The sequence below is a fragment of the Aquiflexum sp. genome (assembly GCF_041751335.1).
Taxonomy (GTDB): Bacteria; Bacteroidota; Bacteroidia; order Cytophagales; family Cyclobacteriaceae; genus Aquiflexum.
In genome coordinates this window covers 1-17,484 of the sequence record NZ_JBGSXS010000011.1, presented here as the reverse complement: position 1 = coordinate 17,484, position 17,484 = coordinate 1, and the positions used below count along the sequence as shown (strand labels likewise).

General features: G+C 39.2%; 14 protein-coding genes and 1 pseudogene. 5 read left to right on the top strand and 10 right to left on the bottom strand.

Going from position 1 to position 17,484, the window contains the following annotated elements; all coding sequences use genetic code 11:
* Positions 1-78: 78 nt before the first annotated feature.
* The 4 genes from guaB to ACEW8U_RS00380 all read right to left on the bottom strand — a co-directional run bounded on the left by guaB (position 79) and on the right by ACEW8U_RS00380 (position 4,385).
* Positions 79-1,557 carry an IMP dehydrogenase gene (gene guaB, locus ACEW8U_RS00395; protein ID WP_373520048.1) on the bottom strand — a complete coding sequence of 493 codons (1,479 nt, stop codon included), beginning with the start codon at positions 1,555-1,557 and terminating at the stop codon, positions 79-81.
* Between the two features lie 203 nt (positions 1,558-1,760).
* A complete protein-coding gene (locus tag ACEW8U_RS00390) occupies positions 1,761-2,381 on the bottom strand; it encodes a hypothetical protein (RefSeq protein WP_373520047.1) in 621 nt (206 codons plus the stop codon).
* Between the two features lie 140 nt (positions 2,382-2,521).
* A complete protein-coding gene (locus tag ACEW8U_RS00385; protein ID WP_373520046.1) occupies positions 2,522-2,965 on the bottom strand; it encodes an ABA4-like family protein in 444 nt (147 codons plus the stop codon).
* Positions 2,966-3,191: 226 nt separating this feature from the next.
* Positions 3,192-4,385 (bottom strand): RsmB/NOP family class I SAM-dependent RNA methyltransferase, encoded by a 1,194-nt coding sequence (locus tag ACEW8U_RS00380; protein WP_373520045.1) that lies wholly within the window; start codon positions 4,383-4,385, stop codon positions 3,192-3,194.
* A 115-nt stretch (positions 4,386-4,500) separates the two neighbouring features.
* Here ACEW8U_RS00380 and prfA point away from each other — a divergent pair, with 115 nt between their 5' ends.
* Positions 4,501-5,580, top strand: coding sequence for a peptide chain release factor 1 (gene prfA, locus ACEW8U_RS00375; RefSeq protein ID WP_373520044.1), 1,080 nt, complete (start codon positions 4,501-4,503; stop codon positions 5,578-5,580).
* A gap of 402 nt (positions 5,581-5,982) precedes the next feature.
* Here prfA and ACEW8U_RS00370 read toward each other — a convergent pair whose 3' ends face one another.
* On the bottom strand, positions 5,983-6,354 hold the full coding sequence (locus ACEW8U_RS00370; RefSeq protein WP_373520043.1) for a hypothetical protein: 372 nt from the start codon (positions 6,352-6,354) through the stop codon (positions 5,983-5,985).
* Positions 6,355-6,375: 21 nt separating this feature from the next.
* Entirely contained in the window at positions 6,376-7,029 is a 654-nt protein-coding gene (locus ACEW8U_RS00365) for a DUF3365 domain-containing protein (RefSeq protein ID WP_373520042.1), read from the bottom strand.
* A 180-nt stretch (positions 7,030-7,209) separates the two neighbouring features.
* Between ACEW8U_RS00365 and ACEW8U_RS00360 the strand changes: the two genes are divergently transcribed.
* The 3 genes from ACEW8U_RS00360 (at position 7,210) to ACEW8U_RS00350 (ending at position 12,073) form a co-directional block, all read left to right on the top strand.
* Entirely contained in the window at positions 7,210-10,014 is a 2,805-nt protein-coding gene (locus ACEW8U_RS00360) for a YCF48-related protein (protein ID WP_373520041.1), read from the top strand.
* Between the two features lie 341 nt (positions 10,015-10,355).
* Entirely contained in the window at positions 10,356-10,898 is a 543-nt protein-coding gene (locus tag ACEW8U_RS00355; protein ID WP_373520040.1) for a GNAT family N-acetyltransferase, read from the top strand.
* A gap of 35 nt (positions 10,899-10,933) precedes the next feature.
* Positions 10,934-12,073, top strand: coding sequence for a BamA/TamA family outer membrane protein (locus tag ACEW8U_RS00350; RefSeq protein ID WP_373520039.1), 1,140 nt, complete (start codon positions 10,934-10,936; stop codon positions 12,071-12,073).
* Between the two features lie 62 nt (positions 12,074-12,135).
* Here the strand turns inward: ACEW8U_RS00350 and ACEW8U_RS00345 are convergent, their stop codons facing one another.
* From ACEW8U_RS00345 to ACEW8U_RS00330, 4 genes are all read right to left on the bottom strand, one after another.
* Positions 12,136-13,746 carry an Eco57I restriction-modification methylase domain-containing protein gene (locus tag ACEW8U_RS00345; RefSeq protein ID WP_373520038.1) on the bottom strand — a complete coding sequence of 537 codons (1,611 nt, stop codon included), beginning with the start codon at positions 13,744-13,746 and terminating at the stop codon, positions 12,136-12,138.
* The gene (locus tag ACEW8U_RS00340; protein WP_373520037.1) at positions 13,743-14,069 is read right to left on the bottom strand and encodes a helix-turn-helix domain-containing protein; all 327 of its coding nucleotides are present in this window, start codon (positions 14,067-14,069) and stop codon (positions 13,743-13,745) included. Before ACEW8U_RS00340 ends, ACEW8U_RS00345 begins: the two co-directional genes overlap by 4 nt.
* 73 nt (positions 14,070-14,142) lie before the next feature.
* Positions 14,143-15,342 (bottom strand): phospholipase D family protein, encoded by a 1,200-nt coding sequence (locus ACEW8U_RS00335; RefSeq protein ID WP_373520036.1) that lies wholly within the window; start codon positions 15,340-15,342, stop codon positions 14,143-14,145.
* Positions 15,339-15,569 (bottom strand): helix-turn-helix domain-containing protein, encoded by a 231-nt coding sequence (locus ACEW8U_RS00330; RefSeq protein WP_373520035.1) that lies wholly within the window; start codon positions 15,567-15,569, stop codon positions 15,339-15,341. Before ACEW8U_RS00330 ends, ACEW8U_RS00335 begins: the two co-directional genes overlap by 4 nt.
* Before the next feature lie 328 nt (positions 15,570-15,897).
* On the opposite strand from ACEW8U_RS00330, the pseudogene ACEW8U_RS00325 reads away from it, so the two are divergent.
* Positions 15,898-17,484 (top strand): annotated as a pseudogene (locus tag ACEW8U_RS00325) (Plug domain-containing protein); the annotation flags it as partial.

Sequence of the window (17,484 nt, the reverse complement as noted above, 5' to 3'; positions counted from 1 at the left end):
CAATTGAAAAAACAGGAACGCAACAAAAAAAGCGACAAGATGTCTTATCGCTTTTTATTTTGAATGGGACTGTAAATATTACATTTTGGCCGAATAATTCGGTGCCTCCCTTGTAATGCTTACATCATGTGGGTGGGATTCTTTGACACCTGCAGCGGTAATTTTTACAAATTTTCCGTTTTTCTGAAGATCCTCTATTGATTTGGTGCCACAGTAGCCCATTCCGGCCTGCAAACCTCCGACCAACTGGTATAATACTTCTGCGACCAAGCCTTTGTAGGCAACTCTTCCCACAATGCCTTCAGGAACAAGTTTTTTAATATTTTCTTCGGCATCTTGGAAATACCTGTCTTTTGATCCGGATTCCATGGCTTCCAAAGACCCCATACCTCTGTATGACTTGAATTTTCTTCCTTCGAAAATGATCATTTCTCCCGGTGCTTCTTCGGTTCCAGCGAGAAGAGACCCGATCATGATGGATCCAGCTCCAGCCGCAATCGCCTTGACCAAATCCCCGGAATAGCGGATACCACCATCGGCAATTACAGGAACGTTTTTACCTTTTAGCGCTTCAGCACACTCAAAAACTGCCGAAAGTTGAGGAACGCCTACCCCTGCAATCACTCTGGTAGTACAGATACTACCCGGCCCAACTCCAACTTTTACAGCATCCGCTCCAGCAGCTGCCAATGCCAAAGCGGCTTCAGGAGTGGCAATATTCCCAACTATGACATCAAGATCAGGAAAAACCTCTTTGATTTTCCGGCAGGTTTCGATCACACCCTTGGAATGTCCATGGGCGGTATCAATTGAAACCACGTCTACGCCCGCATTTTTGAGGGCATCAACCCTTTCTACAATATCGGCGGTCACGCCAACAGCTGCACCCACTCGTAATCTTCCGAATTCATCTTTGCATGCAGAGGGCTTATCTCTTCTTTTCAAGATATCCTTGTAGGTGATCAATCCTGTCAATTTGTACTCATCATCGACAATAGGAAGCTTTTCGATTTTATATTCTTGCAGAATTTCCTCAGCTTGCTCCAAAGAAATTCCTGCTTTGGCAGTGATCAGATTTTCTTTGGTCATGATGTCCCTTATATTCACATGGGGATCTTTGATAAAGCGCAGGTCTCTATTGGTAATGATGCCCTTCAGCGTTCTTTTATCATCGACAACAGGAATACCACCGATATTGAATTCACGCATGATGGCTTCCGCATCTCTTACTTTTGCATTGATATCTAGGGTAATAGGATCCAAAATCATCCCTGCCTGAGAGCGTTTCACCTTCCTGACTTGGGCGGCTTGCTTCTCAATGGACATATTTTTATGTATAAAGCCTAGCCCACCTTCCAAAGCAATGGAAATGGCCAATTCTGCTTCTGTGACCGTATCCATAGCAGCCGAAACCAAAGGAATATTAAGCCTGATGTTTTTTGTAAGTTGAGTGGAAGTATTGGTGTCGCGCGGTAGGACTTCGGAGTATCCTGGGACAAGAAGCACATCATCGTAGGTGAGTGCTTCAAAGAGGAATTTATCGTTATTTCGATTCATAGCAAATATTGGTTAGGTAACCCTATTTGCCCGTCAAAGATACACACAATTTCTAATGCCAATCAAACCGATTTCAAATAAAATTTATGTTTCGTACAAATTCCATATCAGAAATGGAATTTTCTTTGGATTCACTGACATTTATAAAAAAGGAATGTAGATCGTATAAAACTGAGTGACAACCATTTTTTAGGTTGAATCTTTCAGGGAAAAACTATCAATCCCCTTCCGGCCATGGCATTCCATAATGTCCCCAATGATAAAAAGAAATAGAAAATGCCAAATACCATCACAGGTTTGGTGTTTTCCCTTGAAAAATACCAAGCAAATAAGGGAATGGCCTGCAAAGCATGCAAACCTAGAAAATGGAATATTCTTAGGTCGCCATAGGTCTTGGCCCAATTCAGAAAATACAATCCTTCTTGACCGTCCTCAGCACCAACAGTATGCCGAAGGTTGGATGCCATCAAATAACCTTCCAAGCTTGCGATGATAAAAACCACCATCCCGATCTGAATCCCTATTTTATACCCTTTTGGAAGCGTATCAACTTTCCTAAACAAAAGAAAAGCCCAAAATACCATGATGGTATTGATCAATATGGCTATTCCCATGATTTGAAAAAGAACGGCATTCAATATTGAACTGATATTGAAATGGGACATCTCGCCCCTAGCTGCCTGACCTATGATGATTACCTGTTCGATAGAAAGCACCAAAATGATGATCAATTCAATCTTTTTGACCTTTGATTTCTGTGGCAACTCATAAACCAACCAAGCCATAGTCCAAACAAAAACTCCAATGGATATGGCAAATTTCATTGGTTTGATCCATACATTGACCCCGAACAGTATTCTCTCATCAAAAAGTGAAATACAAAGCAAGAGGAAAAACAACAAAAAATTTATTGTTCCAAACCAACCTAAGTTGGGACTCCTCCTATAAATTTCCTTTATCAGGTTCACGGGTGAAATGGACTTTGATTAAGCTTTTTAAGTTTAACTCCCCGAATTAAGAAATAAGTCAATAGACCTACCGGCCCCAACATAAACGTGAGGATCAAACATGGCAAAACAATCCATCTATTGATGTCTTTTTCCCAAGCATCTTTGGTAATCCACATCCCCACAAAAAGGTCAAAGACCAAATAATGGATCCATCCTGCCAACAATGCCTCATCGGATCCAAATAAAGTCCTGACCTCAGCCAAACTACCAAATCCACCTTCAGATTCTCCTCCAAGACCCATCACAATGTAAAATAAGTAAGTCAAGGCCAAAATGATAAAGACCCCTGAAAAAAGGGTCTGATAAATCCATTTGCGGGGATAAAAAATAAACAAGGCAATCCATGAAAAAAAGGACAGCATGCTGGCCATTCCGAATATAGCTTCTAGTGTGGACATGTGTTGGTTGATTTTAGAGTTTGATTAAAACTACAAAAATTCCCAAGCAGTCTTTCAATTCGATGAAAAAAATTTGATTTGTCTGTCTCCTAACCACCCTCAGGAATACGCAGTATACTTCTCTCCTCCTCCTACCCATCATCGGTCATCCAACATCGGTCATTGGTCAATAAATTCAAGAAACTGAAAAAAACAAGTAACAGTGGAATCACAAAAATCCTTTCCCCTAAGCCTCCTTCCTTTTCAACTTAGCAATATAAAACCCATCAAACCCACTTTCCTGTGCCAAAACTTTTTGGTCCTCCAAAAGCTCAAACTCTTTGCCTTTTTCAGATGCAAGAAATTTCTCCACCTGATGTTGGTTTTCAGAAGGTAAAATACTACAGGTAGCATAGACCATAATCCCTCCCTTTTTGACCATGGAGGAATAGTTTTGCAGGATTTCCTGTTGGATGGTCTGTACCTTTTCAATTGATTCAGGACTAAGTTTCCATTTGGTATCCGGGTTTCTTTTCAAGACCCCCAATCCGGAACAGGGGACATCCAAAAGCACACGATCTGCAGATTCACTCAATCTTTTGATGGTTTTACTTCCTTCTATTACCTTAGGTTCAATGATACTGATACCATTTCTTCTTGCTCTTATTTTAGTGTTTTGAAGCTTCCAGCCCTCCGTATCCATTGACAATATCCGACCCTTGTTCTCCATCAATGCGGCCAAATGAAGGGATTTACCTCCGGCCCCTGCGCAGGCATCAATTACCCGCATTCCAGGTTCCACATCCAATGCTGTGGCAACCAACTGGGAAGAAGCGTCCTGAACCTCAAATAACCCTTCTTTGAAGGCTGAATTTTTGAATACATTCTGTCTTTTTGCCAATACTAGCGCGTCTTTATAACCCTTAGGAGCATAGGACTCTATCTCTTCATCTGCCAATCGGTTCATCAATTGTTCCCTAGTAATTTTGAGGGTATTGACCCTCAGTACCACTTCCGCCTGCTGATTGAGGGTATTTATTTCTTCCTCCCATTTATCTCCCAGTTGTTCAGCGCCCATTTCATCCAGCCAATCCGGGATAGATTGGATGACTGCCCTGTTATTCAATCTTTCATATCTTCGGTGAATGCCATCACCATCAAGGCCTTTGAATTCCCTCCAGTCTGGAAGTGTCCTTCCCTGCAACAACCAATAGGTTCCAAAAAGCTGATAGGTGTCCTTGGAAGGACTCAAAAAATTGATCAACCTCCACCATCTTACCATATCATAAACGGATTCCGCAATGAAGCCCCTGTCTCTCGCTCCCCATTTTGGATTGGATTTGAGGGTTCTTTCGATCACTTTGTCTGCGTATCGATTATCATTGAAAATTTCATCTATGGCCTGAACGACTGCATAGACTGTATTTGTGAAAAGCTTCATGTCTTTTTGTTTGAAAGGACAAAGATAGGAAGATTCCCAAGAGCGGAGTGTTGAAATCCAAAATCCCTACTATGGATATTTTTGCTAATTTTGCCCTTTCAATAGAAAAAGATTTATGCTTGACAAATTACAGGCGCTGAAAGATAGATTCATCGAAGTTGGCCAGTTGATCATACAGCCCGATGCCATGTCGAACATGTCCAAATACACCAAGTTGAATAAGGAATACAGGGACCTTGAAAAAATAGTCATCCTGTATGACGACTATAAAAATGTTTTGGAGAACATCAGCAGTACCAAAGAAATCCTGGACAAGGAAAAAGACCCTGATTTCAGGGAAATGGCCAAAATCGAGTTGGATGAACTGAAATCGAGGCAAGAAGAACTTGAAGAAGAGCTCAAACAGCAATTGATCCCCAAAGACCCAAATGATTCCAAAGACTGTATCCTCGAAATCCGCGGCGGTACTGGTGGAGATGAGGCCGCTATTTTTGCAGGAGATCTTTTCAGGATGTATGAAAGGTTTTGCGAAAAACAAGGTTGGAAACTGACTGTCCTTGATTTGACTTTTGGTTCATCAGGAGGCTACAAAGAGATTATCAGTACCATCACCGGTGCAGATGTATACGGGATGATGAAATTTGAATCAGGTGTACACCGTGTACAAAGAGTACCTGCTACCGAAACCCAAGGCCGGGTGCATACTTCCGCAGCCACTGTAGCCGTACTTCCGGAAATGGATGAAGTGGAAGTGAATATCAACATGAATGAAATCCGAAAGGATACTTATTGCTCTTCTGGTCCCGGCGGTCAGTCAGTCAATACCACCTATTCGGCGGTACGTTTGACTCATATCCCGACAGGATTGATTGTGACTTGTCAAGATGAAAAGTCCCAGATCAAAAACTTTGAGAAGGCCTTAAAAGTACTTCGATCAAGGTTATATGAAATTGAACTGGACAAGCACAATGAAGCTGTTGGTGCCCAAAGAAGATCCATGGTGGCAAGTGGTGACCGTTCTGACAAAATCAGAACATACAACTATTCCCAAAGCCGGGTTACAGACCACCGAATCAACAAAACAGTGTACAATCTTCCTGACATCATGGATGGCAATATTGAGGATTTCATATCAGCCCTTAGGTTTGCCGAGAATCTCGAGAAAATGAAGAATACGGGAATGGAGGAGGATTAGGGAAAGGATGAAAGAGAAGGGATGAAGGTAGAAGAAGCGAGAAGTGAGAGCCGAGAATCGAGAAGCGAGATTGAAATCAAGTTACCCCCTAGGCAGCCGTCATTCTGAGGTACGAAGAATCTCCAGAGGTCCTATTTATGTTTATAATATATTTCCTGATCCTCGAGAGACCCTTTTCCCGATAGCCATGAAGATCAGGGTGACGCGCCGGTCCGATTACGTCATTGGTAGGCACGAGGGATTTCTAGAGGTAAAAATAATGGAATCACAAAAGTGACAAAAGAAAACAAAAGTTAATGGATATCAATTTTTTTTAATGTAGTCTTTTGTTCCCTTTTGTTTCTTTTGTGGTTCAAATAAAATTCCCTGTATGTTTATCCACAAATTTTCAAAAGTTAAATCTTAAATCCATCCACCTACCATCATATCCACCTCTTCCAAAAGCCCTTTCAATTGATTGTAGGATTTGACAGGGGAATCGCTTTCTGATTCTTGGTCTGAGGAGGTTGAAAAATCATCAAATGCCTTTTCTTGGTTATTTCTACGAAGTTTCCTTCTATTTTTTTTGGTATCAGATTTATCTATTTCATTCAAATTTTTCTCCTTGGCCACCTTGTCAAGATTGTCTATCTGCCTTGGGCAAAAGAAAAAAGAAGTCTCAGAAAATATCATCACTTTAGGCTGAAAGGTCAAGCAAAATCCTGATGATATCGAAACCAATAAGAATACTAAAATAAGTCCATAGGACTTTAACAATGATCCTTCAAAATTCATAACAGATTTGGGTTGGTGCAATTACATGTTTTTTACTACTTCTTTTTTGGGAAGACGGATACTCCACATTCCTCTCAAATCCCCGATTTTATGACCTTTGGCCTTATCTTCTGGGTAAAGTTCGTCTAAGACTTTTTGGGTTTCAGAGCTGATTTCTGTCCCTGCTTGTCCATGACAATTTAAGCAAAGCGCATTTGGAATCATGATGGCCTTAGTAAACAACAAAACTTCCCCGCCTTCAATTTTCTGGATACTTGGTTCATTCGCAATGTCATTTTCACCATTGTAAACATAAGTATCTAAAATTCCCTCTTCAAATTCCAATGGCTGGTCTGCGGGGTTTCTATATTGGTTGGACACCCTTTTGATCTCCACATTGTATTTATCTGAAACTTCCTTTAAGATGGGCAGTGCATTTACATTGCAGAACTTGATAGCTTCAGGTACTCCATCGTCCGCGATTGCTTTCTGCAAGGCAGTTATCAATTGTTTTTGTGCCTCGGTACTGATTTCCTCTCCCCATACCATAGCTGCTTGAATGATGTCCGCCTCGTTGAGTTTTTTCACCTCCATGCTTTTATTCACTTCCTCAAAAACATCCTTGCTCACTCTTTCATTTGAGTTACAGGAGGTTAAAAGTAATGTTGATAAAAATAATTTAAATAAATTTTTCATTTTTTTTTGCTTTCGCTACTACAAAAGTAGAGTTAAATCACGAGTTTCTAAAGACATTATTGCTGTTTGTGCCGTACATCTGCTAATTAGATAGTTTCAAAAGTTTCCTGAGCATCTCCTAATATTTCATTTATGGGATTTAATCCTATTTTTGTAGCAATAGAAGCATGAATTTAAAACATGAAGCGCTTAGCACCCATTTTGATTTTTATTTTATTCCACAGCCTGGTTTATTCCCAAACTTGGAGAAGAGTAGGCGGCTGGGGCAATCAGCTTACCGGAATTACTTGGGTCAGTGATGAGACAGGTTTTATAGCAGGAGATCAGGTCATACTGAAAACCATCGATGGCGGACTCAGTTGGGTAGAACAGGAAGCGCCTTCCAAAAATAGAATGTGGGGTGTTGGTTTTTTCAATGAAACGCTTGGACTCATGGTAGGTGAAGGTGGAGATGTATACCGCACCACCAATGGAGGGCAAACCTGGCAATTGTCCAATGCCGGCACCCAAAGAACCCTGAAAAGTGTCAAATTTCTGAATGAAACACGAGCCTACGCCGTGGGTGAAAACGGAGAAGTTTTTCGGTCTACCAATGGCGGGCAAAGTTGGGCAAGACAATCCGTGGGCACTACTTCAAATCTCAATAGCCTGTACTTTGTTAATCAGGATACCGGATATATCGCCACCTCCCAAGGACAGGTTATCAGGACTTTTAATGGAGGAAACAACTGGAACGTTCAAAATACGGGACAGACCAAAAGCTTGGCAGATATCCATTTTACATCTGGTATGGTAGGATATGCGGTGGGCCAACAGGGTACACTCATCAAAACCACAAATGCCGGCTTAAATTGGACCCTCTTGAACAGCGGCACTGAAAGAGACCTAAATACAGTTTCATTCAATAGGTCAAATCCTAATTTCGGGGTGTTTTTGGGAGAAAATGCAACAATACTTAGGACAGCTAATGCCGGTACCACCATTGATGGCATCAATATCAACAATACCCAGAATTACAATTCTGTCAGTTTCAGGAGGTCTTCCAATGTCGTTTTTGCAGTAGGAGAAAATGGCTTCGTCATCTCATCCAACAATTCAGGTACTAGCTGGGCGGTGAGACTTTCCGGTAGGGACAAGGATTATTCAAATACACAGTTCAGGACTGCGACACTTGGTTATATCATCGGTGAGGAGGGATTGGTTCTATCCACCAACAACGGTGGAAACACCTTAACAGATCGTTCGAGACCGCTTTCGATTACTTTCAATGACTTGGCTTTTACCACCAATGCATTTGGATATATAGGAGGAGATAATGGGGTCCTTCTACGAACCACCAATTCCGGTGCCAACTGGACTTCTCTTACTCCGGGAACGGAAGGAGCGATCAACGGTCTTTATTTTTTCAATAATGCCAATGGTTACATTGTAGGAGTTGGAGGGTTTATGGCCAAAACTTCTGATTCGGGTGTCATATGGTCAAAGATATCTGTTGGCAATACTGCAAACACTTTGGTTGATCTGGAGTTTTTTGATGCCACAACAGGTATTGTTATTGGCAAGAACGGATTTATCGCCCGAACCGAAGATGGGGAAACCTGGCAGATCGTAAACGCTCAATCCTCAGAAGACCTCAACGGTATAAAAAAATTAGACGAACAGACTGCAATCATCATCGGAAATAATGGAACAATCCTGAAAACTTCTGATCAAGGAAAAACCTGGACAAAAATCAATGCAGGAATTACAAGGAAATTAAATGCATTGGATTTCCTTGATGAATCTGTTGGTTTTGTCGCTGGAGAAAAAGGCTGGATGATGTCTACAAGAGATGGCGGCGAAACATGGACAAGTATGGCTACAGCTACATTTCAGGATTTTACAGGAATCAGTTTCGGAGATCTGAGTAGCGGTTTTGCAGTTGGAGAAAAAGGCACATTGTTCAACTATAGCTGTCAGGTCCCGGATGAGGCCACAGTTATCTTTGGGGAAGACAATGTCTGTATATCACAACAAATATATACTGTACAGAACAACGAAGGACCTGATGTCGAGTTTGAATGGAGAGTAGATGGGGGAACGATTCTTGGAGGTCAAGGAACCAACAGGATTGAAGTACGATGGGATGTTGCTGGTAGAAATGCAGTGTTGGTAAGGGGGAAAAATAATTGTGGAAACGGTCGCACCAAAGGACTCGAGGTTTTGGTTTCCACACAACCACAGCCAATTATTGACATTGAAGGTGAGGGTGCAGTCTGCCAAAATGAATCGATGGATTATCAAGTGACAGATATTCCCGGGACTATATTTATTTGGGAATTGGATGGAGGTGAAATCACCGCAGGACAAGGTACTTCCCAAATTACAGTTTTATGGACTGGTCTAGGGCAAAGGCAATTGAGAATTACACCAAATAATCCGTGTGGAATAGGGTCGACCTTTAGCAAAAGTATTCAGGTAGTGACTCCTCCGGAACAGCCTTCTGAAATCAATGGGCCTGAAATGGTCGGATTGACAGAGGAGGAATATGAAGTTACCAATGTGGCTAATGTGAATTTCCAATGGAGTATCAGTAACAATGCCGGAAAAGTAATCAGTGGACAGGGGACCAATAAAGTTAGGGTCAAATGGGAAAAAGAAGGAAATTATACGTTGACAGTTACTCCAATGAACGGCTGTAATTCTGGAAGTGCCAGAAGCCTAGAAATCAATATCAACCTGATCACAAGTATTAATCCCGAAATATCCGCTGGCAAAATATCCATTTATCCCAATCCATCTCAAGGAGATGTTCAGGTTTCTTTCAAAGGAATCAACGCTGTGATTTCAGTCATTGTGACGGATATATTTGGAAGTGAAGTTAGAAAAATCACGCCTTCAGGCGGAGCGGAATTAGTAGAATTTAGGGGACTTCCCAAAGGGATGTATTTCATTATGATTCGGAGTAGGGAGAAAGAGTATGTCAGTAAGTTATTGGTACGGTAAAAGTTTTCAGTAGGCAGTTTTCAGTAGGCAGTTTTCAGTTTTCAGTAGGCAGTATTCAGTATGCAGTATTCAGTATGCAGTTTACAGTCAGGAGTCAGTTGCATAGAGGATTGATCAGTGGCAGTTTTCAGTGGTCTGTTTGTGGGTCAGTTAACAGTTTTGACTACTGCCTACTGCTTACTCCGACTGCCTACTGACCAACTTTTCAGGCATCTCTTCAATTTCATCAACAAAAAAACCAATCCAAAATCTGAATCGGAACGTTTCCAAAATAAACCCTTTATCTTTTTACATAAACTCATAAAACTGCGTTATCTTAATGTTTTAATAATTGTTTGTTCATGAAATTACAGGGAAAAGAGAATATATGTTTGGTAACTTGGCATGAGGGGCACTTTCACAGCCTTTATCCTATTGCCAATAATCTCAAAATCTCTAAAAACCTCAGAGACAGCTTTCCTTCCCCTTATACCATCCATGATGCCCGTCATTGGATTGAACATAACCAAAAATTCAATCCTCCACAGAATTTTGCCATTGAATACGATGGGAAACTTGCCGGTTCGGTTGGCTGTGAACTTGGAAAAGACGAACTGAGAACCAATATGGAAATAGGTTTTTGGGTTGCAGAGGCTTTTTGGGGAAAAGGAATAGCTACGGAAGCTGTTCAGCTTTTTACCGAGTATGCCCTTGCCAAATTTCCGGAAGTAAAAAGAATCTTTGCCCAGGTGTATGACTTCAATGTTCCTTGTATGAAAGTGTTGGAAAATTCAGGATACGAACCTGAAGCAATCTTGAAACATGCATACATCAAGGAAGGGCAGATAGGAGACCTATTTCAATATGTCATTATAAGAGAAGAGGTGGAAAAATTTTTTGACTGATATTTCAAATTAAACATTTATTACATTTGCCCCCTATGAAACGGGCCTCTCTTCTAATTCTATTTTCATTACTAGCTTACCAAAAGGTTAAAGCTCAAGTCGCCAATGATTCTTTGGGAAATTCAGGGCGAATCGAGAAATTATTTGATTTTGGTGACTTGGTTATTGAAAGGATTTCGGGAAAGAATTGGGCATTTATTCCTGCACTTGTATATTCTCCCGAAACAAGCTTAGGCTTGGGCTTAAGAGCCATTAGGGTTTTTAGATATAAAGAAAAGGAACCATCAACGCTGAGGCCATCCTCTCTTCCCATTACCTTTTTATATACGCTGAACAATCAGGCCATTTTCACCACCGAGATTAATCTTTGGGCAAATGACAACAAAGAGTATTTCAACACCAGGCTGGAATTGTCAAATTTCCCATTCAAGTACTATGGGATTGGAAATAAACCGGACATATTGGAAGGGGAGCCTTACACCACCAGGTTTGCATATATTCACCTCAACTATCAAAGGAGAATTGCACCAGGACTTTACTTTGGGCCAAGATACGAGTTCCGGGTAGATGATATCTTTAGAAGGGTTCACGGTGGAATCTTGGAAACAACCCAAGTTCCCGGATATGACGGCCAAAGGATTTCAGGGTTGGGATTGGTGTTCAACCATGACACCCGAGACAATATTTTCCAACCCACCAAAGGCTGGCTCAATAGGTTGGAATGGATGGGTTATGCTTCCTTCCTTGGCAGCAATTTTGTTTTTAACCAATATACCTTAGACTTTCGAAAGTATTTCAAAACCAATGAAAAACAGGTTTTGGTGCTACAAAGTTGGTGGAGCTCAACTACTGGAAATCCTCCTTTTCAGCATTTGTCGCTTATCGGTGGAAGTGATAGAATGCGGGGATTTTTTGAAGGAAGGTACAGAGACAATCATGCCATGGTGCATCAGGCAGAATACAGACTGCGCCTATATAGGAATTTGGGTATGGTGTTATTTGGTCATACAGGACAGGTCGCAGCGCAAACATCTGATTTCAACTGGAACCGCTTCAAATATGGGGCAGGTTTTGGGTTCAGATATAGACTCAATCAGGAAGGACTCAATATAAGACTGGACTTTGCTTTCGGTGATCAGAGGGCATTTTACTTTGGATTGAATGAGGTGATATAGGTAAAAGAAATGATAGTATTAGTTCTCCATTCACCATCCGAATACATAATGAATTAGGCAGTTTATTTACCACGATTCAATCTTCGATTAGAGAGTTTTTTCCAAATGCTATTTGCTAAGTCAATTTCAACCTCAGACAATCCGTAATTCTGCTGTAAAATCGTTTTGTTTGTTATTTCTAATATTCTTTCGATTGGCTTTTTAGCTCTAATTAAAGAATCAATCAGTTTTAATGACTTGGAATTCTCCTCATTGTATGGAAGTAGAATTCTTTCTGTTTCATTTGGCATTAATTCTAGAACACCTCCTCCATGGCTTCTTCCCGAGACTTCTGCAAAAGCTAGGGATAATGAATTGTAATAACTTGCAGTGAATGCCTTGAGATTAGTCCCTGATTTCAAAAACACACGGTGCATAGTATCGGTGGTATAAGCATTGGCCTCATTCACAATTAACTTCGGATAAATATTATTTCTGCGAATAAACAGCGCATCAGATATCTTAAGTGATGGTACTACGAACCAATCATCTCTAATTCCACACTTGTACCCTTTGTGAATTCCAAGATCCTCCCCATACTTGATATATTTAAAAGCACCATTTGACTTATTAAGATTTTTAAATTCAGGAAAAACCAACAGGTGGGCTTTTGCTTTGGAGTATTTATTCTTTAGCCAATCATCATTATTAAAAATTACACTATTTACTTGAACACTTCTTCCCACCATTGGTCTTGCATAATCTGTTAAATCATACTCTTCAACTGTTGAAAGTGGGACAGTAAAAAAATCATTAGACCCAGTTGTAATTCCCACTTCAACATTAGCAAATTTTCCAATAGTAGGAATAGAATATTTTTTTGCTACATTTTCCAAAAAATCAATTTCGGCTTGATCCAAAAAATAAAAAGTCCATTTATTAGATTTGAAATCTATTCTCTTTTTGGGAAACTTTAATCTATTTAAATCAAGATTTTGAAGGTCAGTTGCATCTTTGAGTTCAATGTGATCAATATTATGATTATTGGTGTTATCCTTCTCGCACAATAATAAAACTACCTCTTGTTGGATATCAGGAAACACTAATTTTTCAAATGAAATAATATTTATCTTATTATAGAAATGAGCAAGAAAGTTTCGTAACTGCTGACCATAGGAGACTTGCAAAATTTCTGCTGGAAGGACGAATCCAATTTTGCCACCTGATTCCTTCAATAGAAGAGAGGAGCCGACAACAAACGACACCCATGCGTTGGTTAATTTTGAATATTTGAGACCAGCTTTGATGAAAATGTCTTCGGCAGCTACTTGCTGGTACCTATCGAAATATTGGTAACGTATGTAGGGCGGATTCCCAACGACGAGGTCAAATCTTTTCTCTGTATTCATACAAAATACATGAAAATCTGCAATGATGACCTCAGTTTCATCAAGATCAATGGACTTTGCTTTAGAAGCTTCAATGGGATCATATTCAATCGCAGTCACAGAATTGTATTTGAATCCCTCTGATTTCAAACTTTTTAGAAAATTCCCATCACCGCAGCTTGGTTCAAGAATATCGCAATTATTGCTTCCATTTATTGCCCATTTTAGAATAAAGTCCGTAATAGGTTTTGGTGTATAAAAACCGCCTCTTAGTTTCTCTTTGGATGCATTTTCAATTAATTTCATTCTTTGTTGGTATCAATTTCGGATTTTGTGCGATAAGCAACTTTTCTCTCTGCAACTACTAATATCTGTTGGGCCTGCTGATTGTATTTTTTAACAACTTCGTTTGCAATTTGGTCACTTACCATGCTAACATTTAGTTCTGATTCAGCAATATTGAAAATTTGAGAAAGTTTTTTGATGATACCCAAATTAGCTCTTCTTGTTCCTTTTTCGATCTTTCCAAGCATCGAAGTATCAATTTCCAGCAGAGAGGAAAGTTCTTTAAGTGTCATCTTTTTAGATTCCCTTAAATGTTTAATTTTTTCACCAAAGCTATATTCCATGAAAAACCTGATTTGGACTGAAGTTGTCCAAATATAGGAACGGTAAAGTTTAAATCAAAATTAGGGAACCGAATTAATCAATTTCTAACATAAAAAAATTTTCAGGGCCCGGACCTTTTGAAAGCTTTGCCGACAATCCTAATAATTCCCTTTTGCCAACAAATTCCTTTGCATCCCCCCAACTTACTGAAGTCATCGAGTTTTTCTGCCTGTAAGAAGCAGTATCCGTTTTAGTATTATGCTTCAACGCAAATGAAAAAACGCCAAGTTCTTTTCCTTTAATTTTTAATTGGAATAAAGCAGATGCTCTTTCAAGATGATTAGCATTGGCTTTTGTATCTCTTATCCATGTCAAATTGACAAAAAGATCCTCCCTAAAAAAATGTCTCTGGTCAATATTTAACATTTTACCCTTCTTAAACAAAATTGAACCGGTTGCATTAGTGTTTTTTCCTGTTGGAATATTCAAATCTCTTTCAGTCAACGGGCCGCTTTCCCATAATAATTGGGTAAGAATTTTCCCTGAATCTTCTAGGGTTCCAATTAATTCTAACTCCTCTTTAAATGTGAGTTTTAGTTCTGATGAAAGCGATTTAGTTTTTAATTTATCCCAAGGGATTTTTGAAGAGTTTCTTTTCGGAATTTCTTTGTTATGGCTTTCTACTGAACTTATGTTTTTAATTTTTTTACCATGTTGTTTTGATCTTAAGGATTCGCTTGGCACGATGCCATCCTTTACCAATGCCTCAATTAAATCAATATCAATTTTAAATAGATTTGGATCAGTAAAATCAAAAATAGAATGAAAATAGTCTTTTAGATCAGATAAGACCTTTAAGCCCTCTTCATCCCATTTATCAATTTGAATCAACAATGAGCTTTCAACATTTGTGAATAATCCCTTCCCAGTAAGATTAGAGGAGCCAATTATCAAAACTGCTTTTTCTTCTCCTTCAAAAAGGTAAATTTTTGGGTGAAATATTGGGGACTCTCTTTGATAAAAAATAAAACTATTAACATTTAGATTGTATAATTCCTCTAATGCCTCCTTAGATGTGCCATTTTGATCCACACCGACAATGATATTCAATTGATCAAAAGATTTTTTTGCTATATCAAAAGACTCAAGGAGTTTAATACCCAACGGACTTGAAAATGCGGAAATCGCAAAAAAAGTATTGAAGGATTTGTCTATTAAATAATTATTTAGATATCTACCAACTGAATTTGGTGAATTTTCTGTGAAGCCTTGTCCCAAAAATTTAACTTTCATTTTTCAGAATTTTCTAGATTTATAAACAATTCAGAAATTGAAAATTTTAGGGCAGAAGAAATTTTAGAGATATTTTCAAGTGAAATATTTTTTTCACCTCTTTCAATCATTCCAATATAAGTTCTGTGAAGACCAGCTTGATATGCCAATTCCTCTTGAGAAAGTTTTAATTCCATTCTCCTTCCTCTTACAACAGTCCCAAAAGATTTCGAAAGCTTATTGTCCATTTGAATACTATAGTTATCACAAATGTATAAGTCTGAGATATTAACGACTACATACTATAGTTAGCAAAAAAAGTTTTCTAGCTTCACCACAAAATTAGATTTTCTGATAAATTTTAGAAAAATCTTTAAAAATGTTAAAAATTTCCTTTTTTCTATAAATATTTAAATCTATTACAGGTTTTGGAGACACTATTTCATTCACATATCAAAATCCACTATTTACTTTTTTTTTATGAAAAGTTTTATGGGCAAAATTTGGTTTTTAGCCAAACTATGAATTTATTGTTTCGTATTGTTTGAAGTGTCTTTAACATTGAACCTAATTTATATGAAAGTAAATTCTTCGGTTTTTATCATTTTATTTTTTCTTGGCATGTCATTGATCGGGCAGATATTTGCCCAAGACTCCATAAACAAACTCAACAAGGATTTTCAACAGTATAGCAACAATTTTCCCTGGGAAAAAATATATCTCCACACTGACAAACCCCATTACTTCTTAAACGATACCATTTGGATCAAAGCTTATGGCCTGATTGAATCCAACAACGAATTGCCGGCAGCTACGCCTACGATGCCACTGTATGTCGATCTCATCGATGGAAAACTAGACAGGTTAATCAATCAGATTATCATTAAAATGGAAGATGGAATCGGCCAAGGAGATTTTGTTTTGCCAAGAGACTTGGTACCCGGTGCTTATACCATCAGGGCATATACCCAATGGATGCGCAATTTCGGAACCGATGCATTTTTTCAGAAAGACATTTGGGTTGGTGACTTGGGTGATGGTTGGGAATTCCGTAGCAGAGAACCGGAACTGAATCTTCAATTTTTCCCTGAAGGGGGTAATTTGGTAAACGGCATTAAAAGCAAAGTCGGGTTCAAGGCTACCAACGTATATGGCAAGGGCACAGATGTCCTGGGATATGTCTTAGATGCCAAGAAAGATACCTTGATGCGGTTTGAATCAGAATATCTGGGAATGGGTCAGTTTGAATTTACTCCTGAAAATAACCAAAACTATGAGGTGGTAGCCAAGTCTGCCGATAAGGATTGGACAAGGTTTAGATTTTCCAATGTAAAGTCATTGGGATATGTGCTTGAAATCAACCACAATTTTTCAGAAGATGACATAGAAATAATCATTAGCCATAATCTTGGGGAAGGAAGTGGTGGCAAAAAATTACATTTATTGGGTCTTTCCAAGGGCAAGGTGGTTTACCATGGAGAATTTGACGGTTCATTGGGGCAAAATAGGGTAGTCTTGGACAAAGATGATTTTATGCCTGGTTTGGTGACTTTTACATTGATGGATGAAGAAACCACCCTATTGGCAGAACGATTGGTCTACATGTTGCCTTTTGCCAGAGGTTCAGCGAATTTTAGTACAGAAAAAAATTCCTATAAACCCAAGGACTGGGTCAGGATGGAAATTGAAGTCATGGACGAGTTTGAGAGTCCTATTGAGGGTAATTTTTCCATTTCGGTCACTGATGCTTATCAGGTTATGCATTTGGAAAACAATCAAAACATCTATTCTTACCTACAGCTGAGTTCTGAGGTCAAAGGGGAAATAGAAGAGCCATTTTATTATTTCAACCCTGAAAACAAAAATGCAGAAAAGTACCTTGACAACCTGCTCCTTACCCAAGGTTGGAGGAGGTTTTCTTGGGAGCATTTAGCCAGATTGAAGGAAGAACCTGAATATGCTTTTGAGCCGGGTCTTTCTATTGGTGGGAAGGTTTATAGGGCAAATGACAAACCTATTCAGGAGCCTCACAACCTTACCTTGATGATTGACCACGGCTTTGGAACCCCATTTGTCCACCAAGGTGTAACAGATGAAGTCGGAAATTTTTCTTTTATAGGCCTGGATTATCAGGATTCTGTGTCCATGTACCTTCAGGCATTT